Origin of the sequence: Acinetobacter sp. 1542444, assembly GCF_000581835.1 — a bacterium.
Lineage (GTDB): Bacteria > Pseudomonadota > Gammaproteobacteria > Pseudomonadales > Moraxellaceae > Acinetobacter > Acinetobacter pittii.
Genome location: NZ_JEYA01000002.1, coordinates 227848 through 250508, shown reverse-complemented (window position 1 = coordinate 250508; position 22661 = coordinate 227848). Strand labels below are relative to the sequence as shown.

General features: G+C 38.9%; 20 protein-coding genes. 12 read left to right on the top strand and 8 right to left on the bottom strand.

Annotated elements, in window-relative coordinates; all coding sequences use genetic code 11:
* Window positions 1-71 precede the first annotated feature (71 nt).
* The 7 genes from J580_RS10170 (at window position 72) to J580_RS10145 (ending at window position 6409) form a co-directional block, all read left to right on the top strand.
* Entirely contained in the window at window positions 72-1307 is a 1236-nt protein-coding gene (locus J580_RS10170; protein ID WP_032004085.1) for an aspartate aminotransferase family protein, read from the top strand.
* On the top strand, window positions 1304-2398 hold the full coding sequence (gene astA / locus J580_RS10165) for an arginine N-succinyltransferase (RefSeq protein WP_032004084.1): 1095 nt from the start codon (window positions 1304-1306) through the stop codon (window positions 2396-2398). The genes J580_RS10170 and astA overlap by 4 nt, the downstream gene beginning before the upstream one ends.
* A 399-nt stretch (window positions 2399-2797) precedes the next feature.
* On the top strand, window positions 2798-4261 hold the full coding sequence (locus tag J580_RS10160; protein WP_032004082.1) for an amino acid permease: 1464 nt from the start codon (window positions 2798-2800) through the stop codon (window positions 4259-4261).
* 300 nt (window positions 4262-4561) lie between these two features.
* Window positions 4562-4888 carry a hypothetical protein gene (locus tag J580_RS0104165; protein ID WP_081403625.1) on the top strand — a complete coding sequence of 109 codons (327 nt, stop codon included), beginning with the start codon at window positions 4562-4564 and terminating at the stop codon, window positions 4886-4888.
* A gap of 75 nt (window positions 4889-4963) precedes the next feature.
* Window positions 4964-5416, top strand: coding sequence for a DUF4265 domain-containing protein (locus tag J580_RS10155; RefSeq protein WP_014206140.1), 453 nt, complete (start codon window positions 4964-4966; stop codon window positions 5414-5416).
* Window positions 5417-5450: 34 nt separating this feature from the next.
* Window positions 5451-5783 carry a hypothetical protein gene (locus J580_RS10150; protein ID WP_032004080.1) on the top strand — a complete coding sequence of 111 codons (333 nt, stop codon included), beginning with the start codon at window positions 5451-5453 and terminating at the stop codon, window positions 5781-5783.
* Between the two features lie 71 nt (window positions 5784-5854).
* Window positions 5855-6409 carry a hypothetical protein gene (locus J580_RS10145; protein WP_032004079.1) on the top strand — a complete coding sequence of 185 codons (555 nt, stop codon included), beginning with the start codon at window positions 5855-5857 and terminating at the stop codon, window positions 6407-6409.
* Window positions 6410-6443: 34 nt separating this feature from the next.
* Here J580_RS10145 and J580_RS10140 read toward each other — a convergent pair whose 3' ends face one another.
* Window positions 6444-7904, bottom strand: a complete 1461-nt coding sequence (locus J580_RS10140) for a coniferyl aldehyde dehydrogenase (protein ID WP_032004078.1) — start codon at window positions 7902-7904, stop codon at window positions 6444-6446.
* Window positions 7905-8033: 129 nt separating this feature from the next.
* On the opposite strand from J580_RS10140, the gene J580_RS10135 reads away from it, so the two are divergent.
* The gene (locus tag J580_RS10135) at window positions 8034-9104 is read left to right on the top strand and encodes an AraC family transcriptional regulator (protein WP_032004077.1); all 1071 of its coding nucleotides are present in this window, start codon (window positions 8034-8036) and stop codon (window positions 9102-9104) included.
* A gap of 15 nt (window positions 9105-9119) precedes the next feature.
* Here J580_RS10135 and J580_RS10130 read toward each other — a convergent pair whose 3' ends face one another.
* The 3 genes from J580_RS10130 to J580_RS10120 all read right to left on the bottom strand — a co-directional run bounded on the left by J580_RS10130 (window position 9120) and on the right by J580_RS10120 (window position 13125).
* Entirely contained in the window at window positions 9120-10016 is an 897-nt protein-coding gene (locus J580_RS10130) for a DMT family transporter (RefSeq protein WP_032004075.1), read from the bottom strand.
* 126 nt (window positions 10017-10142) lie between these two features.
* Window positions 10143-11690 (bottom strand): galactarate dehydratase, encoded by a 1548-nt coding sequence (gene garD, locus J580_RS10125; RefSeq protein WP_032004074.1) that lies wholly within the window; start codon window positions 11688-11690, stop codon window positions 10143-10145.
* A gap of 70 nt (window positions 11691-11760) precedes the next feature.
* Window positions 11761-13125: an MFS transporter gene (locus tag J580_RS10120; RefSeq protein WP_014206146.1), complete on the bottom strand. Its 1365-nt coding sequence runs from the start codon at window positions 13123-13125 to the stop codon at window positions 11761-11763.
* A 285-nt stretch (window positions 13126-13410) separates the two neighbouring features.
* Here J580_RS10120 and gudD point away from each other — a divergent pair, with 285 nt between their 5' ends.
* From gudD to J580_RS10100, 4 genes are all read left to right on the top strand, one after another.
* Window positions 13411-14745 (top strand): glucarate dehydratase, encoded by a 1335-nt coding sequence (gene gudD / locus J580_RS10115; RefSeq protein WP_032004073.1) that lies wholly within the window; start codon window positions 13411-13413, stop codon window positions 14743-14745.
* A 267-nt stretch (window positions 14746-15012) separates the two neighbouring features.
* Window positions 15013-15924: a 5-dehydro-4-deoxyglucarate dehydratase gene (gene kdgD, locus J580_RS10110; protein WP_032004072.1), complete on the top strand. Its 912-nt coding sequence runs from the start codon at window positions 15013-15015 to the stop codon at window positions 15922-15924.
* Between the two features lie 30 nt (window positions 15925-15954).
* On the top strand, window positions 15955-17541 hold the full coding sequence (locus J580_RS10105; protein WP_032004071.1) for an aldehyde dehydrogenase (NADP(+)): 1587 nt from the start codon (window positions 15955-15957) through the stop codon (window positions 17539-17541).
* Between the two features lie 241 nt (window positions 17542-17782).
* Window positions 17783-18496, top strand: coding sequence for a FadR/GntR family transcriptional regulator (locus J580_RS10100; protein WP_005042034.1), 714 nt, complete (start codon window positions 17783-17785; stop codon window positions 18494-18496).
* 74 nt (window positions 18497-18570) lie between these two features.
* Here the strand turns inward: J580_RS10100 and J580_RS10095 are convergent, their stop codons facing one another.
* The 4 genes from J580_RS10095 to J580_RS10080 are packed head-to-tail and all read right to left on the bottom strand — an operon-like array spanning window position 18571 to window position 22629.
* Complete coding sequence (locus J580_RS10095; protein ID WP_032004070.1) at window positions 18571-20322, bottom strand: tannase/feruloyl esterase family alpha/beta hydrolase; 1752 nt, start codon at window positions 20320-20322, stop codon at window positions 18571-18573.
* 33 nt (window positions 20323-20355) lie between these two features.
* The gene (locus J580_RS10090; RefSeq protein WP_032004069.1) at window positions 20356-20745 is read right to left on the bottom strand and encodes a PaaI family thioesterase; all 390 of its coding nucleotides are present in this window, start codon (window positions 20743-20745) and stop codon (window positions 20356-20358) included.
* Window positions 20746-20785: 40 nt separating this feature from the next.
* Window positions 20786-21322 carry a DUF3237 domain-containing protein gene (locus J580_RS10085; RefSeq protein WP_000758285.1) on the bottom strand — a complete coding sequence of 179 codons (537 nt, stop codon included), beginning with the start codon at window positions 21320-21322 and terminating at the stop codon, window positions 20786-20788.
* Window positions 21323-21378: 56 nt separating this feature from the next.
* Complete coding sequence (locus J580_RS10080; RefSeq protein ID WP_000041309.1) at window positions 21379-22629, bottom strand: OprD family porin; 1251 nt, start codon at window positions 22627-22629, stop codon at window positions 21379-21381.
* Between the last annotated feature and the right edge of the window lie 32 nt (window positions 22630-22661).

The window sequence follows — 22661 nt, the reverse complement described above, 5'->3', positions numbered from 1 at the left end:
TGAATCAATTTGATTTTGAATAATAGGGGCATCGGTTAAGCCTAATAATTCAATTTAATGGACTAGATAAGATGAATAATTTTGCAGTTTCTCGTAATGACTTTAACGAGTGGATGGTTCCAGTTTTTGCACCGGCAAATTTCATTCCGGTACGTGGCGAAGGTTCACGTATTTGGGATCAAGTAAATAAAGAATATATCGATTTTGCAGGCGGGATTGCAGTAAACGCATTAGGTCATGCGCATCCAGTGGCAGTAAATGCTTTAACAGAACAAGCAACAAAACTTTGGCATGTCGGTAACGGTTATACAAATGAACCCGTTCTACGTCTTGCAAAACAACTCACTGAAAATACATTTGCAGATAAAGTATTCTTCTGTAACTCAGGTGCAGAAGCGAACGAAGCTGCTTTAAAACTAGCTCGTAAAGTTGGACTAGACAGCGGTGTTGCTGGCAAAAGTGGCATTGTGGCATTTAATAATGCGTTCCATGGCCGTACCTTATTTACCGTTTCGGCGGGTGGTCAACCTAAATATTCACAAGACTTTGCACCACTTCCAAATGGTATCAACCATGTTGCCTTTAATGATTTAGAAGCTGCAAAAGCGGTCATTAATGAACAAACATGTGCCGTGATTGTTGAGCCGATCCAAGGAGAAGGCGGCGTTATTCCAGCTGACATCGAATTTTTAAAAGGTTTGCGTGCACTGTGTGATGAGTTTGGTGCATTGCTGATTTTTGATGAAGTACAAACTGGTGTTGGCCGTACAGGTGCACTATACGCCTACATGAACTCTGGCGTTATTCCAGATGTATTAACCACTGCAAAAGCACTAGGTGGTGGTTTTCCAGTCGGTGCAATGTTAACAACAGATAAGTTTGCTCCGCATTTTTCAGTGGGTACACATGGTACGACTTATGGTGGTAACCCGTTAGCAAGTGCGGTTGCAGGGGCTGTATTTGAATTTATTAATACGCCTGAAGTGCTGAATGGTGTTAAAGAGCGTCATGACTACTATAAAAACGCTTTAAATAAATTAAATGAAAAATATGAAGTCTTTAAAACGATTCGCGGTGAAGGCTTATTGATTGGTTGTGCCTTAAAAGATGAATTCGCTGGTAAAGCAAAAGATATTAATAATCTTGCGGGTGAAGAAGGTTTACTGAGTCTTATTGCAGGTCCGAATGTTGTACGTTTTACACCGTCTTTAATCATTCCATTTGCTGATATTGATGAAGGTTTAAAACGCTTTGAACGTGCGCTTGCTCGCTTTGTTGAAATTCAAAAGGATGAACAAGCAGCATGATGATTATTCGTTACATCGAACCTAAAGATGTTAATGACCTTTACCTGTTGGCAAAAAAAGCGGGTTTTGGTTTGACATCTTTGCAGCCCAATATGGAAAAACTTGCTGCTCGTATTGAGAGGGCGTGTAAGACAGTCGCAGGCGCACTCCCAAAGGCAGATCAGGTTTACCTATTTGTTTTAGAAGATACTGAACTCAACAAAGTTGTCGGTGTTTGCGGTATTGAAGTCGCACTTGGTTTAAAAGAGCCTTGGTATAACTTCCATGTAGGAACACAAGTTCATGCTTCTGAACCGTTAAGTGTTTATAACGCTTTGCCGACTTTGTATTTGAGTAACGACCATACTAACTGTAGTGAGCTTTGTACGTTATTTTTAGATCCTGACTATCGCTTAAATAAAAATGGCAAGTTTCTATCTAAAGTCCGTTTCTTATTTCTCTCAGCATTCCGTCAATATTTTGAAGAAACGATTGTTGCCGAAATGCGCGGATATTCTGATGAAAATGGACAATCACCATTTTGGAATGCGGTAGGCCACAAGTTTTTTAATATTGAATTTACCAAAGCCGATTATTTGAGTGGAGTCGGGCAAAAGGCTTTTATTGCTGAGCTGATGCCAAGACATCCACTCTATGTCGATATGCTACCTGACGATGCTAAAGCCGCGATTGGCATTGTTCACCCAAATACTCGACCAGCCTACAATCTCTTGCTTGAAGAAGGACTGCGCTACAAAGGCTATGTCGATATTTTTGATGGTGGCGCAACGCTGCAAGCAGATATCGAAAATTTACGGGCGATTAAAGAAAGCCAGTCCGTAACGGTACAAGTCGAACAAACTGAAAATATCGCTGTAGGGGATGAATCTTACATTGTGGCCAATGATGATTATGAAAATTATCGCGCCATTCTTGTGTATAGCAAACCTCATCAGAACATATTGCAGTTAACAAAAGAACAGGCAAAACAATTGAATGTCGAAAATGGCTCTTTAGTTCGTGTGCTAAGTGTCCATGTTAAACAGGTTTCGAGTCCAGAAGTGGTCAATAAACTCAAAGAGGTTAAACATTTGCGAATGGCTGTTAATTAAGCGGAGATTACTATACATTTCACCAAATTTAAGAAGGAATACTATATTATCGCTAGCGCAAGATGGGTATATGGATAAATACAATCTTGCTCGCTGAGCTGAGATTAATTAGTCTGTTTTTCTTTATAAAAGTTAAATCAATAAAATATTTAATTAGTTTATATATTTTAGATGTTTATCGAAATTATATTTTGGAAATCAGGCTAATATAATAATGAAGGAAAGGATTGATGAATAATTTTTATTGTTATAGGTGATGGCTTTTAAAAAGGAATTTATAAGGTCTTAAGTGATTTAATAATATTTTTAGAATGGTTTAATGGACTAAATTAATAATCATATAATTTGTTTATTATTAAAGCATTTACGACGGTTGCTATAAATTGGAGTAAATATTACATGAGTAAGAATAACGGAAAGCAGTTCCTGGAAGGAGATCTTCTTGGTAGTCAACATATGACTGATCAAGAAGAAGAGAAATTGCAGCGCTCATTGACAAATCGTCATATTCAAATGATCGCAATCGGTGGTGCAATTGGTACTGGATTATTTATGGGTTCCGGGAAAACATTAAGTGTTTCGGGTACTTCAATTGTTTTAACCTATTTAATTATTGGTTTCTTCTTTTTCTTCGTGATGCGGGCAATGGGTGAATTGTTGCTTGCCAACACGAATTTTAAAACCTTCGCCGATTTTGCAACAGCTTATCTCGGTCCATGGGCGGGGTTTTTCCTTGGTTGGTCCTATTGGTGTAACTGGATTATTACTGCGATTGCCGATGTAATCGTGATCGGAGGGTACATGCAGTTTTGGTATCCCGATTTACCCGTTTGGATTCCGGCATTTACATCATTGGCCATCTTAACCATACTCAACTTTGTGGCCGTTCGGCTTTTTGGTGAACTTGAGTTTTGGTTCTCACTCATCAAAATTACTGCAATTATTCTATTTATTCTGGCTGGTATTTATTTAATTGGGACCGGGTTTACTTCACCAAATGGTGTTAAGGCTTCAATGAGCCATTTGTTTGAAACAGAATCAATGTTTCCTTATGGGGTAACAGGTTTCTTGGCAGGTTTTCAAATTGCCATATTTGCATTTGTGGGTATTGAGCTTGTCGGTACGACTGCTGCTGAAACTAAAGATCCGCATACTTCACTTCCAAAAGCGATTAACTCTATTCCTTTACGTATTTTATTATTCTATGTGGGCGCGTTGGTTTGTATTATTGCAGTCACATCTTGGGCAAAAGTTTCACCAGAAAAGAGCCCATTTGTGGAAATGTTTACTTTGGTCGGGTTACCAATTGCGGCAGGGTTAATCAACTTTGTTGTTGCGACTTCAGCTTTATCTTCTGCAAACAGTGGAATCTTTGCGACCAGCCGTATGTTATACGGTTTGGCTTTAGACAACGATGCCCCTAAAAGCTTTAGTAAGCTGTCAAAAAGAAAAGTTCCAATTCGCGGACTTATATTTTCAATGGCGTGCGTAACGGTTGGAACATCTATTTTATTTATTGTGCCTAATGTTATGACTGCATTTACGATTATTTCAGCGCTCACTTCAATTTTATGTATTTTTACGTTTATGTTGATAGTGCTTTCATATATTTATTATCGTAAGAAAAGCCCTGAATTACATGCCCAGTCAAAATATAAAATGCCGGGTGGATTATTTATGGCTTGGATGACCATGTTATTTTTAGTGTTTACTATCGTAATTTTGGCTTTGGACCATGATACTTTAATTGCACTTGAGTGCTCACCAATCTGGTTTATTGGTTTATTTATTGCGTATAAATATAAAAAGAAAAAGATGTTGCAGCTTGATATTTTAAAAGCACAAAAGGTTGATTATATTTAAGCTAGAAGATGTAATTTTTTTAAAGCTAGGCGTGTGTCTAGCTTTTTTATTTTTACAATAAGGAGCTAATTGAAAGAAGTTCAACTTAAAAAGATAAGAGGTATACAAATAAAATTTGAAATGAGATATGGTAAAAATTGTATAATATATAGTTATATATAGATCAGTTGTTTAATTACTAATTCGTTAAAAAATGAGAAAATAATGTTTGAGATAACCCCATACGTTGGAGCCGGTTTAATTAAGTTTGGCATAAGAAGAGAAGAAGTAAGAAAACTAATGTCTGAGTATGAGCCTAGAGTGTCTTGGGAAACCTCTTATTCAGAACCTACTATTGATCGTTATGATAAAACTGGTGTGAATGTACACTATGATAGTACTGATAAAGTTATAGCATTGGAGTTTTATGAGCCTGCTCAAATTCTTTTTAAAGGTATAGAAATATTTAATCTTTCTGCATCAGAAGCTTATAAACTAATGGCTTCATTAGATAAAGATATTGCTATTGATGGGGATGGTCTAACTTCATTTAAATTTGGGATAGGCTTTTATGAGCCGAATTATGAAGAAGAACCATTTTTACCAGTTGAAGCAATTATAATATTCATAGAAGGATATTATGATTAGAAATATAATGAGAAAAATAGATATTTGAAAATTTATATCATTCAAACAAAAGATTCTTGAATAAAAGGAAGTATAGTGGATAAGCAAAAAATTGTAATAGACTATTTAGATAAAAATAATGAACTATCAAAAGAGTTAATATGGGGAGAGATGTACAAGACTGATCAGTACTTTGTTAGAAGTATTCCTTTCTTTGCACCTAATCTTGCATTTGATGATCTTATTCAGGTTGAAATAGAAAATGAAAAGCTCTATTTTGATGATTTAATAAAACCATCTAATAATTCAACATTAAGAATTGTATTTTTTAATAACGATATTAAATGTATTGAAAAAATATTAACTACTTTGGAGTCTTATTTATGTAGTTGGGAAGGCTTTGAAGGTAGATACTATTATGCAATTAATATACCCAAAAAGGTTGATTATAATCTAATTAAAAAATATTTAGATGATAAGAAGATTTTTTTTGATTATGAGGAATCATGCTTGTCAGATAAGCACTCAAGTGATTTATGCTTGTTTTAAAATATTAGTAAATAAAAGAGAGGGGGAATTAGTCATGAGTGATGTTGATAATTTAAATAGAAAATTTGTTGGATATGATAATGTGCATTCTATAAATATGTATTTTGATGACTTTGATGGAGCCTATAATTTAGATATGGTTTTAGCCAAAGATTTATCAGATATATATAGTGAAAAAATAAAAATTAGATTCTTTAATATTACTAATCTTTATCTGAATGATGTTGGTAATAGGTTTACTCAGTTTTGTAGAATGTATATTGAGAAAAATTTAGATGGATGGGATGGTGTTAAATACAACTTAAATCAATTAGAAGATGATAGAATTCTCTTTAAATTTTTTAACTTTGAATTGTTGGAAGAGTAATTTTTATAAAATAATAAACTTTGTATTTGGGAATTTATTTAGTCTATATAAATTAATTTATTGAGAAAATAATGACTGATTTTGTTAAAGAATTATCTGCCTGCCGTGTTGAGGGAACACAACTTCCTTTTTATCCTGAAAAAGTACAAGGTTATACAGAGCAAGAAGTAGAGCTAATTGCTAAAAATCTTAATCTTGATATACATGGACAATTTAGAGATTTTTTACTTCAAATAGGAAAATGTTCAGGGGGCTTATTATTGAGTGATGAGTTCTACATGTATGATTATAGATGTGAAAAATATTTTTTTATCAACTATCAAAAAAATATTCAAGAAGATGATTATATGTTTGATAATCAGGGAAAATTAAATCCTGTAGGCAAAAAAATATTTTTTCTATCCTGTGAATATGAAACCTATCTGTATTATTTATTTACTTCTGAGCAGGATAATTATGTATGGTTCCTTGATAGTGCTGAATCTGCAATTTGGGAAAAAACTAATATGACCTTATTAGATTATCTAAAAAATTATGTTTTTGAAAAAACTAAAAGAAATCGATTTATAGATTTTGATTTAACAGAAGAACAAATTAATAGATCTATTACAGGTCGTTTGTTATAGAAAAAGCCTCATAACGAGGCTTTTTCTATACTCTTTATTTAATATTGGGATCGCCTTTTTTTAAGAAAAAGCGAATCGCTAACTTTTGTAGGAATGTTCCATAAGGAGGGTGGAAAAGCTGAGTCGGGAAAAACCGATGACGAATAAATACAGTTTTTGCATGAGAAAGTTCACGAAAACCTTCTTCGCCATGATATGACCCCATGCCTGAGTTTCCGATACCACCGAAAGGAGCATCGTGGTTGACTACATGCCAGCCCCAGTCATTAATGGTCACACCACCCGAATGAGTTTCACGTAAAATACGATCACGTTCTACTGAATTATGCGTAAAGCAATAAAGTGCTAAAGGTCTTTCGTCCGATTTCACATAGGTAATCGCATCATCTAAAGAATCATAAGCCACCACAGGTAAAATAGGGCCAAAGAGTTCTTCTTTCATAATGCGCATATCTGGCGTGCAATTCAGCACAATCTGTACAGGCATCCTACGGCCTTGTTGGTCAAAGCTGTAAGTGTCACAAGGAACAATACGCGCACCTTTTTCTTGTGCATCAGTCAAAATATCTTGAATACGTTTTAAATGACGGTCATTTACAATCGATGTGTAATTTTCATTGTCCGTGATGTTTTGACCAAACATTTTTATAAAGCTTGATTTTGCAGCTTCTACAAATTCATCAATACTTTCTTTAGGAACCAACGCATAGTCAGGTGCTACACAGATTTGACCACTGTTTGTTGCTTTACCATGCGTAATACGTTTTGCCGCATCAGCAAGCGGGTAGTTGCGGCTTACAATTGCAGGAGATTTACCGCCTAATTCGAGTGTAACAGGTGTTAGATTTTCAGCAGCCGCTCGCATGACGACCTTGCCAATGGCAGGAGAGCCAGTGAAGACAATATGATTAAATGGCAACGAGGTAAATCTTGCTGGGTCTGTAATTTCTTCACCAAACACAGCCACTTCATCTTCATTAAAGACTTCGGCAACCATGCGTCGAAGCATTGCATTGGTATTCGGTGTAATTTCAGGCAGTTTAATCATGACTCGGTTGCCTGCAGCTAATGCGGCAATGAGTGGGCCAAGTGCTAAATAAACTGGGAAATTCCAAGGTACAATGACACCCACCACACCTTTAGGTTGGTATTGCACACTTAAACGGTTTGATAAAAATAAAAGCTCGGTACGGCGTTTACTTGGACGCATCCAGCGGCGTAAATGATGAATCGCATGATCAGCCTCTAACACAGAACCAAGCAAATCTAATAGCTTAGATTCATCAAGTGATCTAGAACTAAAATCGGAATTAATCGCGGCAGCTAAAGCATCTTGATAACGGATAATTTGTTTTTTAAGTTGATGCAGTTTTGTGCGGCGTGCTTCAAGACTTGGGTAAGGATCTACCTCAAAATTGGCACGTTGTTTGGAAAAAATAAGTTCCATATGTTCAGTGGCAGAGCCGCTATATTCTTTTAAGATGGACTGTTCCATTATTATTCCTTCCATACTTTTGCTTATCATACTTTATGCTTGAAGCGTCGTATGGTCGATGTTAAATTGAGACAACAAGAGGTAGTTTAGTGCCATTATGCACGTCACTCTAGGGATGGTGTGAATTAAATGCCTAATAATGTTTATAAAAATACAAATGCTATTATCGAAGGAAATTATGATAATACATCCTTAGGTGCCAATACATATTTGCTGGGTTTGACCAGTTTATTTGATGAAATGGGTTTGCAAGGCCATTCAATATCCGATGTTTTATCTGGCACAAATATTTCGCCAGATGCGATGAATCAATCCTCTTTATATATTTCCCAAGTCCAAAAAATTCAGCTATTTCAAAATATTCAAAAGCTATCACATGATCCACTCATTGGCCTGCGCGCAGGGCAAAAGCAGCGATTGTCAGATTTTGGAGTGTATGGCTATGCGTTATATTCCTCACGTAATTTTAGACAAGCGGTAGAGCTTGGTATTCGACACATTAAGCTTGCAGGGCCTATTTTAAAGAAGTCATTTTATATTCGAGATGATGTTGCCGTTTTTGAAGGGCAGGACATTATTGCACTGGGTAAGCTTTTACCTTTAGTGTGCGAGTTTTGGTTTAGCTCAATGCAGACTTTAATTGAACGGGTACTTGAAGGACCATTTCAAGCGAAGAAGCTTTTATTGCCCTATCCAGCGCCTGACTATGCAGAAGAATATGAAAAAGTTTTTCATTGTCCCGTTCAGTTTAATGCTGGGGTGATGCAATGGCACTTTGATTTAAAATGGCTCGATGTACCTTGCCCAAATGCCAACCCGATTACTGCGGACATGTGTAAGTCGTTTTGTGAGCGGATGCTAGGCGCTGCTGAACTTGAAGAGCCTGAGTTGGTGAAAACAATTCGTTTAATATTATTGGATGGAACAGGGCTTTTTCCATCGGCTCAAGAAATGGCTGAACGTTTACATATATCAAAGCGGACCTTACATCGGCGCTTGGCAGGTTTTGATTTAACCTATCAGGAACTGTTAGATGAAACTCGTCGCCGTCTTGCGGATGAGTATTTGCGAGAGACAACTTTAACCGTAGATGAAATTGCGGAGAGAATTGGCTTTTCAGATACTTCTAATTTTAGAAAAGCCTACCGTCACTGGACAGGCATTTCACCAAATGAGTATCGAATACAGTACCTAAATTAGATTAAGGTTTGTTTGTTATTTAAATCGAGAAAGTAACTTTTTCTGCAAAAATGGATTACAGAGCAAAATCGCAAATAAAATAATAAATATGCCGATAATGCTGAATAAATCCGGTAATTCATGCCAAAAAACAAATCCCCAAATTCCTGCAAAAATAATGGCAATATAGTTCATTGGGCCAATTTGTCCTGCCGGTGCTAAGCTGTAGGCATAAGACATAAACAGTTGGCTTATATTTGCTAAAAGTCCTGCGGCAATCAGTAATGCTAGTTCATGCCAAGTGAAAATTCGCCAATGCCAGAACATCGGAATAGAGGAAATTAAACTACCAAAAACACAGAAGTAAAAAACGATACGTTCAGGTGGCTCTGTACTGGTTAAAGCTCTTACAGTTACAAAGGCCATTGCTGATAAAAAGCATGCCCCCAAGCCAATAAAAGACAATGCGTTAAATAGACCTTGGTCGGGTTTAGCGACAAATAAAACCCCAATGAGTCCAATCACAGCAGCAAAAATCATCGATTTGGTAATTTTTTCTTTTAAGAAAAGCCATGCAATCAATGGAATAAAAATAGGAGATGAATAACTAAAAACCATAGCATTTGATAGTTTTAAGTTCGCTATGGCATAGAAAAAACCGTACATTGCAGCAAGACCCACCAGACTTCGCCAAGTGTGCATCCAGAGTTTATCGGTTTTAATAAAGTCTAAACCCTGTTTAAATAGCATCGGAATAAAAATAAATAAACCCACTGCATTTCTAAAAAACACGACGGTTGCATTGTCTACCGTTTGCGAAGCAAAACGAATGCACACTCCCATAATGGAAAATAATAATGCCGATGTCATAAGACAAAGCAGCGCTTTTCCAAGTTGAGTTGAGGGGAGATTTGAAGCAGTCTGATTTTGCATAGAGAAATAGAGTTCTTAATTTTTCGATGTTATTTTAGCAGCGATGTTAAATTTTGGTTAAATGTGTCGTAATTAAGATGGGAAATATGAAAAGATGAGGTGATATGCCTCATCTTTTAAACTTTATTAGGTCACTGGTGCAGGGTTAAATACAGCGAGTGAGTTATGAATACCCCAACGGTCCGACCACGTTTGTTTTTCACCGCTAGCTACTTGTAAAATCAGCTCAAAAAGTTCCCAGCCCACTTCTTCAATAGTTTTCTTTCCAATAGCAATATCGCCAGCACTGATATCAATCAGGTCATACCAACGGTTTGCAATATTGTTTCGGCTTGCCATTTTAATGACAGGTACGGCTGCCAGCCCGTAGGGTGTACCACGACCTGTGGTAAAGACTTGAACAGTAATACCAGATGCCATTTGCTGCGTACCACAGATAAAGTCACTCGAAGGGGTGGCCGCAAAAATTAACCCCTTTTTTGTCGGTCTTTGGCCCGGTGCGAGAACTTCTACAATCGGTGAGCGGCCTGATTTTGCAATTGATCCCATCGCTTTTTCTACAATGTTATTCAGTCCACCTTTTTTATTACCCGGTGTGGTATTGGCACTTCGGTCTACTTGGCCTGCTGCTAAATAGTCATCGTACCATTTCATTTCCCGAATTAGATCTTTGGCAACTTGTTCATTTGCTGCACGTGGAGTAAGTAGGTGAATACCATCGCGGACTTCCGTAACTTCAGAGAACATGACTGTACCGCCACATTGCACAATCAAGTCAGCTGCGAAACCAACGGCAGGGTTAGAGGTAACTCCCGAAAATGCATCACTCCCACCACATTGCATGCCTACAACTAAATTAGAAACTGGAACTTCTTCTCGAGTACGTTGATTAAGCTTTTCAAGGTGTTGTTCTGCCACGGTTAAAATATGGTTGACCATACTTTCAAAACCGTTATGGCGTTCATCTTGCAACTGAATAATATCTTCGTTTGCTAGGGGGATATATTTGTTTTCTTTAGGAATGTTTAGAAGTCGTTCGGGTTGCATTTTTTCGCAGCCTAGACTCACCACCATAATTTCTCCACCAAAATTAGGGTTGAGTGCAAGATTATGAATTGTACGAATAGGAACAATTGCAGCGGGGGCATCGATTGCCACACCACAACCATATAAATGGTTTAATCCGACTACACCATCTACATTTGGATATTTAGGAAGTAAATCGCGCTCAATCATTTTAACGACATAATCGACAATACCTTCTACACAGTTAACACTAGTCGTAATACCTAAAATATTTTTTGTGCCGACGCTGCCATCTTTATTTTTATAACCTTTAAATGTATATCCGGTCAGTGGAGGAAGCTTAGGATCGGGGCGAGTTGCTAATTCAAGATCATCTAGCTCAGGTGCCTCAGGCATTTGGGTAACGGCTTCATTTACCCATGAACCTGCGGATAAATCTTTATTTGCATAACCAATAATTTCCCCATAACGAACAATTGCTTCACCTTGCTTTAATGACTTTAATAAAACTTTATGTCCCTGTGGCACATGATCAACCAAGATGAGTTGGTATTCTTCAATATGTGTAGAAGGTGGTAAACCGCCGTCATTCACTACAATGGCTACATTATCAAGAGGACTAATTTTTATGAGGAGAGGCTTCAGCATGATCATTCCTTTTATACATTTGAAGAGAGGTCATAACGCTTAAGTTAGTTAAGCGTTATGACTTAAAGTTTTAAGAGGTAGGTTTTAACTCGAAGCGCTGGATTTTTCCGACCATAAAGAGGTAGCAAATAATTGCGATGACGGCATGTATACCTACAAAAACAAGTGCACCATTGAAAGAACCAGTCGAATTGATAATATAGCCAATCGCAATCGGGATCACGATGCCTGCTGTATTGCCGAAGGTATTAAATAGACCACCCGATAAACCTACCATTTCTTTTGGTGCAACATCCGACATAACTGCCCAACCTAATGCACCAAAACCTTTACCAAAAAAGGCCAGTGACATAAAGAATAAGATGGCTGTTTGCGAATCGACATAGTTACAAACCACAATACTGGTTGATAACAACATGCCAAAAATAATGGGAAACTTACGGGAAAAGGTTAGAGATTTATTCATTTTGATGAGTTTATCGGAAATTACTCCTCCTAATACACCGCCAATAAATCCGCAAAGCGCCGGTAATACAGCTGCAAAACCAGCTTCTAAAATTGACATGTGACGTTCTTTTACAAGGTACACAGGGAACCAAGTAATAAAGAAATAGGTTAAGCAAGTAATACAATATTGAGCGATAAAAATACCTAGAAGCATACGAGAAGAGAGCAGCTTTTTAATATTTTTAAAATTCATTTTATTGTTTTCATCAGCAATTTTAAGCTGATTTTCACCCATGCTGGTAATAGCACCGCCTGCTTGTAAATATTTAAACTCATTTGAATTAATAGTAGGGTGCTTTTCTGGGCTATAGATGACTTTTAACCAGATAAAAGCAATCACAATACCTAGTCCACCCATAATCCAGAATACAGATTGCCAATGAATATGGGCAACCAACCATCCCATGAATGGCGCAAATATGACAGTGGCAAAATATTGAGCCGAGTTAAATATCGCTGCGGCGGTTCCACGTTCTTTGGTTGGGAACCATGCTGCTACAATCTGGCTGTTTCCAGGAAAGGCAGGACTTTCAGATAATCCAACCAAAAAACGTAAAAGAAATAATGAGGCGATAATGAGAGGTATAGAACCTAAAATATCGACAAAACCTAAGAGAATAGTGAAAAATGACCAGAGCATGATGCTCCAGAAATAGACTCTTCGAGCACCAAACTTATCGAGTAACCATCCACCTGGAATTTGACCAATCACATAAGCCCAGCCAAACGCAGAGAATATATATCCCATGGTCACTGAGCTTAATCCAAGTTCTTGAGACATTGGAGCGGCAGCCATTGAAAGGGTTGCTCGATCACCGTAATTTAATGAAGTGACTAAGAAAATCATCGCTAAAATGTAATAGCGCGTTTTATTATGCTTCGCTCGTTGCTGATTCACAGCAGCAATATTTGTTTGCAGATTATCCATATACAAACTCTTTTTAATAATCGACCTATTTGCATATCCGTGAAATAGGTGACGTCATGTCAAATTCATCGATAGAATAGATGAGAAAACGGAATTTTGTATCTACTCTATAGTCCTAGTTCTAAAACCGCGTCTTTAGATGTATGACATCATATGATTAAAAATATTATTTTGGCAAGTAGGGTCGAAAAATAATTTTTATGCGGGTTTATATTGACAAGTTGTCTGATGTCTTATAAGTTTTGGTAATGAAAAAATAGTATCAGAATGCCAAGGAGTATTTTAATGGCGACCTCTACACCTATCGTTAAATCAATTCGAGCAATTCCTGTTGCTGGACATGACAGCATGCTGCTCAATTTGAGTGGTGCTCATGGACCTTATTTCACTCGTAATATACTTATTATCGAAGATAATTCTGGAAATATTGGTGTAGGTGAAATTCCGGGTGGAGAAAAAATTTTAGCGACGTTAAATGATGCTAAAGCCTTGGTAGAAGGGCAGCCGATTGGCGAATATAAAAATCTACTTAAAAAAATTCAACAAACTTTTGCTGATCGTGACAGTGGGGGGCGAGGCAACCAAACCTTTGATTTACGTACCACAATTCATGTTGTAACGGCTTATGAGTCAGCATTACTTGATTTGCTGGGCAAGCATTTAAATGTGAATGTCGCAAGCTTACTAGGTGAAGGCCAGCAACGTAGTGAAGTTGAAGTTTTAGGATATTTATTCTTTATCGGTGACCGAAAACAGACTTCATTAGACTATGCGACTACACCTCAGCATAACCATGACTGGTATAAAGTCCGTCATGAAAAAGCGTTAACACCTGAGGCTGTACAGCGTTTAGCAGAAGCATCTTATGATCGTTATGGATTTAAAGACTTTAAGCTAAAAGGTGGCGTGTTACAGGGCGAACAAGAAGCCGAAGCTGTTACAGCCATCGCGCGCCGTTTTCCAGAAGCGCGTGTAACGCTTGATCCAAACGGAGCATGGTTTTTAGATGAAGCCATTGCTTTAGGTAAACACCTTAAAGGGGTGCTGGCCTATGCAGAAGACCCATGCGGTGCAGAACAAGGCTATTCAAGCCGTGAAATTATGGCCGAGTTTAAACGTGCAACAGGCTTAGCCACTGCGACCAATATGATTGCTACGGACTGGCGAGAAATGTCGCATAGTATTCAATTGCAAGCTGTTGATATTCCTTTGGCTGATCCACATTTTTGGACATTGGAAGGCTCGGTTCGAGTGTCGCAGCTCTGCAATATGTACAATTTAACGTGGGGTTCGCATTCTAATAATCACTTTGATATTTCACTTGCCATGTTTACCCATGTTGCTGCCGCTGCGGTAGGTAAGGTAACGGCAATTGATACGCACTGGATTTGGCAAGAAGGTACAGATCAGCTCACTAAAGCACCGCTTGAAATTAAAGACGGTAAAATTCAGGTGCCAACAGCACCGGGACTTGGGGTTGAGCTGGACTGGGATCGAATTAATCAAGCCCATGAACTGTATAAATTAAAAGGTTTAGGGGCTCGTAATGATGCCGATGCGATGCAATTTTTAATACCAAATTGGTCATTTAATAATAAAAAGCCCTGTTTGGTTCGTTAATGTTTTACCGATATCTTTGAACAATTCGCTTTTTGAATTGTCTTAATGCTTTGCTGTCCATATGGACAGCTTTTTTTATATCTAATGATTAGCCATAAAATTAAGAATTTTTAATTCTATTTTATAAAACAATAGGTTAGGTTGTTTTTGGGTAATGAATTTTAATCTTTTTAAAAAAATTAATTTTTCAGAGGAAAAATATATTGATTAAAATAAAATTTATGATGTAAGATGTCTGACAACATAAACATGTATGGATATTTTCTAATGGATGCTCTTGAGTTAAAAAACATTGTTTCTGATGGCCTTCTTTCTTTTCCGGTTACTGATTTTGACCAAAATGGGGACTTTAATAAATCTTCTTATGTAAAACGTCTTGAATGGTTAGCGCCTTATGGTGCAAGCGCATTATTTGCTGCGGGTGGTACAGGTGAGTTTTTCTCGTTAACTGGAAGTGAATACTCTGACGTGATTAAAACTGCTGTCGATACTTGTAAAGGTAGTGTACCGATTATTGCTGGGGCAGGTGGTCCGACACGTCAGGCGATTGAACAGGCAAAAGAAGCAGAGCGCTTAGGTGCACATGGTATTTTGTTAATGCCGCATTACCTAACTGAAGCAAGCCAAGAAGGTTTGATCGAACACGTTAAGCAAGTATGTAACTCAGTAGACTTTGGCGTAATTTTTTATAACCGTAGCGTTTCAAGATTAAATCTCGATTCAATCCAAAAGTTAGCTGAGATGTGCCCGAACTTAATCGGTTTTAAAGACAGCTCTGGTCAAATCGATATGATGACAGCAGTGACTCAGACTATGGGTGATCGTTTGTCGTATTTAGGTGGTTTACCAACAGCAGAAGTTTTTGCAGCGCCATATAAAGCCTTAGGTTGCCCAGTTTATTCATCAGCTGTATTTAACTTTATTCCAAAGACTGCAATGGAGTTTTATAACGCGCTTCGCAGTGATGACTTTGAAACAACGAATCGTTTGATTAAAGATTTCTTCTTGCCATTGATTAAAATTCGCGACCGTAAATCAGGTTATGCGGTAAGCATGATTAAAGCAGGTGCCAAAATTGTTGGGCATGATGCAGGTCCTGTGCGTCCACCATTAAGTGATTTAACTCAAGCAGACTATGAAGATTTGGCTGCCCTCATTGCGACACTCGGTCCGCAATAATTCTAACTGTTTAGGTATTGGAGCTTTAAAATGAGTAAAAATAACGGTCGGCAGTTTATTAATGGTCAACGTGTTGCTGCAAATGCGCCAGCTCTAGAAAGTATAGCTGCAAAAGACTATCAGCCAACAGGTTATGTATTTAGTCAGGCGACCCTTGAAGAAGTGGATCAAGCTGCTCAAGCTGCACATAACGCTTTTTTAGTTTATAGCCAAACTTCTCAAGAGCAACGTGCCTCTTTTCTTGAAGAAATTGCTCGCCAAATTGAAGTATTAGGTGCGAACCTGCAAGAAGTCGCTTCACTTGAAACAGGCTTACCACTTGCTCGTCTTCAAGGAGAGACAGGCCGTGTTACTGGTCAGCTTCGACTGTTTGCTGAACTTTTACGCCGTGGCGATTTTTATGGTGCCCGTATTGATGTGGCATTACCAGAACGTAAGCCTTTGCCACGTGTCGATTTGCGTCAATATAAAGTTGGGGTAGGACCGGTTGCTGTGTTTGGCGCGAGTAATTTCCCACTTGCATTTTCAACTGCAGGCGGTGATACAGTAGCTGCTTTAGCAGCAGGCTGCCCGGTTGTCTTTAAAGCACACTCTGGCCATATGGCAACTGCTGAGCTTGTTGCAGAAGCCATTGAAAAAGCAATCGAAGTTTGCGATATGCCTAAAGGCACATTCAATATGATTTTTGGCGGCCGTATTGGCGCAAACTTGGTAGAACATCCGCTGATTCAGGCAGCCGGTTTTACGGGTTCTCTTGAAGGCGGAATGGCACTTTATAACCTTGCACAGAGCCGTCCTCAGCCAATTCCATTCTTTGCTGAAATGTCGAGTGTGAACCCTGTAGTGGTTTTATCTCAAGCGCTGAGTTCTCGTGGTGAACAAATCGCTCAGGATACGGTTGCCTCATTCAATATGGGATGTGGTCAGTTCTGTACAAAACCAGGGTTAATTTTAGGTGTAGAAGGACCTGAATTTGACAGTTTTGTAGCGGCTTTAGCTGAAAGCACGCAAAAAGCTGTGCCTCAGGTTATGTTGAATGAAGGTACTTTAAAAAGTTACCGTCAAGGTATTGATGCTCTAAACTGCGAAGCTGGTTTTGAAGTTATTGCGACAGGACAAGAGGCCGAGCTAGTTTCTCAAGCAAAAGCACATCTATTTAAAGCGGAACAATCTGTTTTATTGTCAGGCAACCCAAAACTACAACATGAAGTTTTCGGGCCAATGTCGATTGTGATTGGCGTAGAGGATGAAGCGACTTTGTTAAAAGGGATCGAGGCTTTAGGTGGACAGCTTACGGCAACCATTATTGGTGATGAAAATGAGTTGTCTGAAGCAGGCGAGCTTCTTCATTTGCTAACCGGTAAAGCTGGCCGTGTATTGTTTAACGGTTTCCCGACAGGAGTTGAAGTGTCTGATGCAATGGTGCATGGTGGTCCTTTCCCTGCAACCAGTGATGCACGCGGAACTTCGGTGGGTACGGGAGCGATTGAGCGTTTCTTGCGTCCGGTATGTTTCCAAAATACCCCACAAGTTTTATTACCCGATGCATTAAAAGATAGTAATCCACTACAGATTACTCGTCTGGTCAATGGGCAATTAACTCAGGCTCAAATTTAAAAGTTGTGCAGCTCAATCAATGGTATTGAGCTGCATATTTTTTAACTTATTCAATGTATTATTAAATATCAACAGAAGCATAAGTTGCTTACTTTTTAAATATGTGTGAGGGTTTGATAACGGAGATAAAATATTTTGATTTTAATAACTTAGATGTATAAAAACCGAATATGACTATCGTCTAAGTTTATAGTAAAATGAATTTTCTAATTTTTTCAACATTTCATGAGTTCTTCAGATTATGTCTAGCGCAATTAAACCTAGATCAACAAAAAAACTAAGCCAGATTATTGTAGAACAACTGATCGAAAAAATTCAGTCTGGAGACTTCCAAGTCGGAGAGAAAATTCCGACCGAACTTGAATTAATTGAAACTTTTGAAGTAAGCCGTTCTGTTATTCGTGAAGCAATTACTGAGTTGCGTTCTTTAGGGTTTGTCGAAACTCGTCACGGGATTGGTACTTTTGTAAAAGAGCAGACGGTTGAACAGAATTTTTTGCTGTCTAATGCCAGTTTAGAAACCATTAACGATATTGTTTCTTTACTTGAGCTTCGGATTAGCCTTGAGTCTGAAGCTGTTTTTTTAGCCTCTGAGCGCCGTAAGCAAATCCACATCGATAAAATGAAAGCTGCGCTTGAAGACTTTGAACGTCATATTTCATCAGATGCAAATGATGGCACAGTAAAAGCTGATTATGATTTCCATATTGCCATTGCTGAAGCTTCTGAAAACCAATATTTCGTTGATTTTTTGAAGTATCTGGGTGAAAAAATTATTCCACGTGCACGCTTAAAATCTATTGAGCAAAGTCCTGAAAACCGCGAAGAATATTTAAAAGCGGTTCATCATGATCATGTGAATATTTATAACGCAATTGTCGATCAGGATGGTTTGTTGGCTCGACAAATGATGCGAGCTCATTTGTCTAAAAGTATTAAAAAGTTTAAGCAGTAAAACTTGAGCTAAGATTAGGCAGAGTAAGATAAAAAAGAGAGCTTATTTAAGCTCTCTTTTTATCTTATTGGATGTTATTTACAGCTAAAGTTCTCTGCTTTTTCGCTATCACCTTGACCATTGTAACGAGTGATTAGTGGGTAAGGACAAAGTGGACGGGTACGGTCTGGTGCCCAGTCTTGTGGAAGCTCAGTATTAATTTGACCACTCGGGTTACCTGCGCCGCGTGCGGTTGCAATGATTTTGTCAGGTGCTTGTCCATATTCTACCCAGTTGACTAAAGCATTCAGCGCATCAAATTGGTCGGTCGCAATACCATCACGGGTATGGTTCATACCCGGAACTCTAAAGAAACGTGCGAATTCAGGTGCTGTACCTTTTGCATCATTTTTATAGTGTTGTAGCAGTTGATCGTACCAATTTTGGGTGTCATCTACAGAGAAAACGCCGTCTGCTGTGCCTTGTACTACAATCATTTTTCCACCGTGATTACGGAGTTTATCTAGATTAAGTTCATCAGGTGGCATCATGAAAGACATCGAACTTTCAGTATAAACATCATTGGTTGCCGAGAGTTTTGGATAGTCGGTATCGAAGTTAAAATTAAAGGCAAATTGTCTAGAGTTTTGAGTCACAGTTGGGTCTGGTGGAACCTGAAAAAGAATGCCGACTGCAACGGGGTCACGCGCTGTTCCCACCGAAGATTCAAATTTCCAGCTTGCCCAGTTACTGCCGACTAAACCTGGGTCGAAAGGTTGGGTTGCATAGAGTGCTTGTCCAGCAGAGTTTACAGGACCACGGTAAATGTTGGCTAATACATCAATTTGTTCGGTGCTTAAACAAGTACCATCTCTTGTGCTTGAGCAAACGGGTACATGCTTATGAATATCAAAAGCCGTACGGCAAGCCTCGACATCTTGAACCAAGCCATCTGCAACACCGTCTAAGGCATCGCATCGATCTAAAATCGCTTTTGCTAAAACTTTACGCTCTGGAAGAGTTAGAGCAGTACTTAGGTCATTTTCATCTGTTGCGACACGACGAAGCTGTTGTGCTGTGTAGAGTTGAGCTGCGGCTGCACGAGGTAGGTGAAAACCTGGTGTACTCGCTAGAATTCCGTCATATTGGTCGCCCAAACGAGTTGCGGCAATCATGGCATGACGCCCACCGTTCGATGTACCGCCTGCATAGGAGCGGTCTGGCAATTTACCATATGCGGCTTTAATTAGGTTTTTTGCCATAGGCGTGAGTTTGGTAATCGCACCGTAGCCGTAGTCAATTCTGGCTTGAGGGTCTAAACCAAACATTGGATTTTGTGAAGCGTTATGTCCAGCATCGGAAGAAATAACAGCAAAACCATCATGCAGGGCATTGGTCAGCGGGCCACCACTGCCGACCTGACCTGTCGCAGGGACTAAATTACCATCGGTTCCGCCATTGCCTTGATAGAGGAAACGACCATTCCAGTCTATTGGTAAGCGCATTTCAAAACCAATTTGATAAGTTTGTCCATCGATCGGGCTTACACGTTGATCCATATAACCTTCGACCAAACAATGTGCGCCAATCGGTTTGTTGGCGACATTCAATGTACCTGCTTCTTGAAGGGTAGCTGAGCTAATAACGGTATTGTTGTACTGAAATCCGAGTAAGTCTGAACAGCTTCCTGTCATTTTTACGCCAACAGCAGGAGATAACTGCGGTGGTTTGGTTGTTGACGGAACCGTTGTGTCATCATTATCACTTCCACAGCCTGCCAAAGAACCAAGTATGGCAAGCACCAAAGCGGAGCGGGTCAAAATTCGTTTATTGTTGGTGTAATTCATTTATTCATATCCTTATTGAATGAATGTTTGTAATTAATCTAAAACCAGAAAATTAGCTGTGCTTCGTGCAATCATTTTGTTGTTTTGCCAAGCTTCACTTTCGAGATTCAGTACGGTTTTGCCTTGTTTAATGAATCGGCATTTTGTAATGACTTCGCCCACAGCACAGGGCCTTAAAAAATCCATCGTTAAGTTGATGGTGGTGGCGGGTTTATGGTCATTGGCGAGATATGCAAAAAGTCCCATCACATCGTCAAGCATGGCGCAGATCATGCCGCCTTCAACGGTGCCGCGTGGATTGGTAAAGCTTTCTAGCGCCGTGTAGTGGATGTTAAGTTCAGTGTTTTGGTCATTCCAATGGATATTATGTCCACCCAAATGCTGATGGATGGGCGGTAAGTGTTCTAAAGTTTTTTGATCCATAATGAAGGCTCCATCCTTTTTGTAGGTGTTATAAAAATTATTATTTCAGGGTATAGGCATCATAAATAACTGCTTTACCCAAGCGCATTGCACTGCCTACCGCAACGGTCTGATTGAGCCATGAATATTTTGGTGAGCTGGTTTCAAACTGCATGGTAATTTTGAAATAGTAGTTTTTCGGGTCCACATCTTTGCCTTGGGCAAGCTGTTTTAGCGTCTCTGCCGAGCCATGGCGGTAACCTTTGGTTTGAAGGTAAATAAGCGCACCGTCATCGGTTTCTAACAAATATCGCGTATCAATAATGGCCAGTCCTTTACTGTCAACGATTTGCCAATCTGCACCATTATTTAAAATGCGGCCCTTAAGGGATTTGCCTTCAAATGTCCCACCTGTAATGGGAATAATTCGGCGTTTACCTGCATCACTGGTCGTGCCTAATTCCCAAACAGGCGCATTTAGATCAACACTAAATTTTGCTAAAGGCTCAAGCTGAATAGGTGGTGGGTTATATTGAGTTGCGGCATGAGTTAGGCCAATGAGACAAATTCCGCAGAGTAGTGTTACAACTTTCTTCATGATGAATTTCCCGAAATAAAAAGAGGTTCTATGTGTGACAGAACCTCTGGTTTTAATTATTTAAATTTCCATGTGTAGTCGATGTTGAGACGGGTTTCGTTTACAGGTTTGATATTGGCTGTAGAGAGCATGTTGTTGTCATAAATGGCGTAGCGCGCGCGTAACCCTAGATTTTTTAACCAGCCACTTTGAACGGTGTAGCCTAAATCAAAGTCTGTTTCGCGTTCTTTTAGATTGGTTCCACCTAAGTTGGGTGCATAAATATTGTGACCTGTGGTGTAACGAGTCATAAAACGTAAACCCGGTACATAATCTTTAAAGTCATATTCATAACGGAAGCTATAGGCTTTTTCTTTTGGATTTAAAAACTCGCCCGGCCATGTATCAATGAGTAGACCCGTTTCACCTCCCGTTAAATACGGAAACGCGGTGTCGCCATGATGTTGGAAAGTCCCAAAAATAAATTTATGGTTTTGATGTTTTAGTTCGAAATGCGCGTGATAAAGATCATTATCGACTAAGCCTGCTTTTGCTTGTCCGTCATCTCGGCTGCGGTAGTAACGTAATTGAGAGCTAAAATTAGTGGTGTCATTAATTTTATGTTGGTGTAAAGCGCCGACCATGGTTTGGTTATAAAGATCGTCAACATCCATGTAAAAAGCGGTGAGCTTGAGTGCAGGATTAAACTGATAGTTTCCACCTAAATAATAGAGTCCATCAGTTTCAGCACTTTTAAATCGTCCATTCACCCCAGAAATTTTAATTTTTTCATAGTTGGTTGAATCACGATGATTCACTTTATCGAGGTAGGCTGCCTGTAAATCAAAATCTTTAATATCTTTACTGGTCAGTGAAATTCCTCGATAAGTTTGAGGAAGCAAACGAGCAGGTGAAGCCACTAAAACAGGATTCATTGGCATTAGGGTACCAATGCGTAGTTCAGTCTGACTCATTTTGGCTTTTGCTGTGACCCCAATTTCGCCATAAGAGTCGGCAGGCTCATTGGTGCGCGTGTCTCTAGGTAAGTTTCCTGTACCTCCGTGCTCGGCATCGGCATCGAGTTTAAAGCCTGCCGTTGCAAGCACATCCAGCCCAAAACCGACAGTCCCTTCGGTATAACCTGAATTGGCTTTAAGAATAAAACCTTGTGTCCAGTCCTTGGCAGCAGGGTAAGCAGATTGCTCTTGGTAGTCGCGGTCAAAATAGAAATTTCGCGTGGTGAGTTCTACTGAACTATTATCAATAAAACTGCCAGCCCACACTGAACCTGAGAGCATAAGGGTAGAGTACATCCATAATTTCGACATAGCATTTCTTCCTGAAATATCATTTTTTGTTT

Bases quoted from the DNA above. Each gene is read 5' to 3' on its own strand.
- J580_RS10170 (WP_032004085.1), top strand. From the start codon at position 72: ATGAATAATTTTGCAGTTTCTCGTAATGACTTTAACGAGTGGATGGTT.
- astA (WP_032004084.1), top strand. From the start codon at position 1,304: ATGATGATTATTCGTTACATCGAACCTAAAGATGTTAATGACCTTTAC.
- J580_RS10160 (WP_032004082.1), top strand. From the start codon at position 2,798: ATGAGTAAGAATAACGGAAAGCAGTTCCTGGAAGGAGATCTTCTTGGT.
- J580_RS10150 (WP_032004080.1), top strand. From the start codon at position 5,451: ATGAGTGATGTTGATAATTTAAATAGAAAATTTGTTGGATATGATAAT.
- J580_RS10145 (WP_032004079.1), top strand. From the start codon at position 5,855: ATGACTGATTTTGTTAAAGAATTATCTGCCTGCCGTGTTGAGGGAACA.
- J580_RS10140 (WP_032004078.1), bottom strand. From the start codon at position 7,904: ATGGAACAGTCCATCTTAAAAGAATATAGCGGCTCTGCCACTGAACAT.
- J580_RS10135 (WP_032004077.1), top strand. From the start codon at position 8,034: ATGCCTAATAATGTTTATAAAAATACAAATGCTATTATCGAAGGAAAT.
- J580_RS10130 (WP_032004075.1), bottom strand. From the start codon at position 10,016: ATGCAAAATCAGACTGCTTCAAATCTCCCCTCAACTCAACTTGGAAAA.
- garD (WP_032004074.1), bottom strand. From the start codon at position 11,690: ATGCTGAAGCCTCTCCTCATAAAAATTAGTCCTCTTGATAATGTAGCC.
- J580_RS10120 (WP_014206146.1), bottom strand. From the start codon at position 13,125: ATGGATAATCTGCAAACAAATATTGCTGCTGTGAATCAGCAACGAGCG.
- gudD (WP_032004073.1), top strand. From the start codon at position 13,411: ATGGCGACCTCTACACCTATCGTTAAATCAATTCGAGCAATTCCTGTT.
- kdgD (WP_032004072.1), top strand. From the start codon at position 15,013: ATGGATGCTCTTGAGTTAAAAAACATTGTTTCTGATGGCCTTCTTTCT.
- J580_RS10105 (WP_032004071.1), top strand. From the start codon at position 15,955: ATGAGTAAAAATAACGGTCGGCAGTTTATTAATGGTCAACGTGTTGCT.
- J580_RS10100 (WP_005042034.1), top strand. From the start codon at position 17,783: ATGTCTAGCGCAATTAAACCTAGATCAACAAAAAAACTAAGCCAGATT.
- J580_RS10095 (WP_032004070.1), bottom strand. From the start codon at position 20,322: ATGAATTACACCAACAATAAACGAATTTTGACCCGCTCCGCTTTGGTG.
- J580_RS10090 (WP_032004069.1), bottom strand. From the start codon at position 20,745: ATGGATCAAAAAACTTTAGAACACTTACCGCCCATCCATCAGCATTTG.
- J580_RS10085 (WP_000758285.1), bottom strand. From the start codon at position 21,322: ATGAAGAAAGTTGTAACACTACTCTGCGGAATTTGTCTCATTGGCCTA.
- J580_RS10080 (WP_000041309.1), bottom strand. From the start codon at position 22,629: ATGTCGAAATTATGGATGTACTCTACCCTTATGCTCTCAGGTTCAGTG.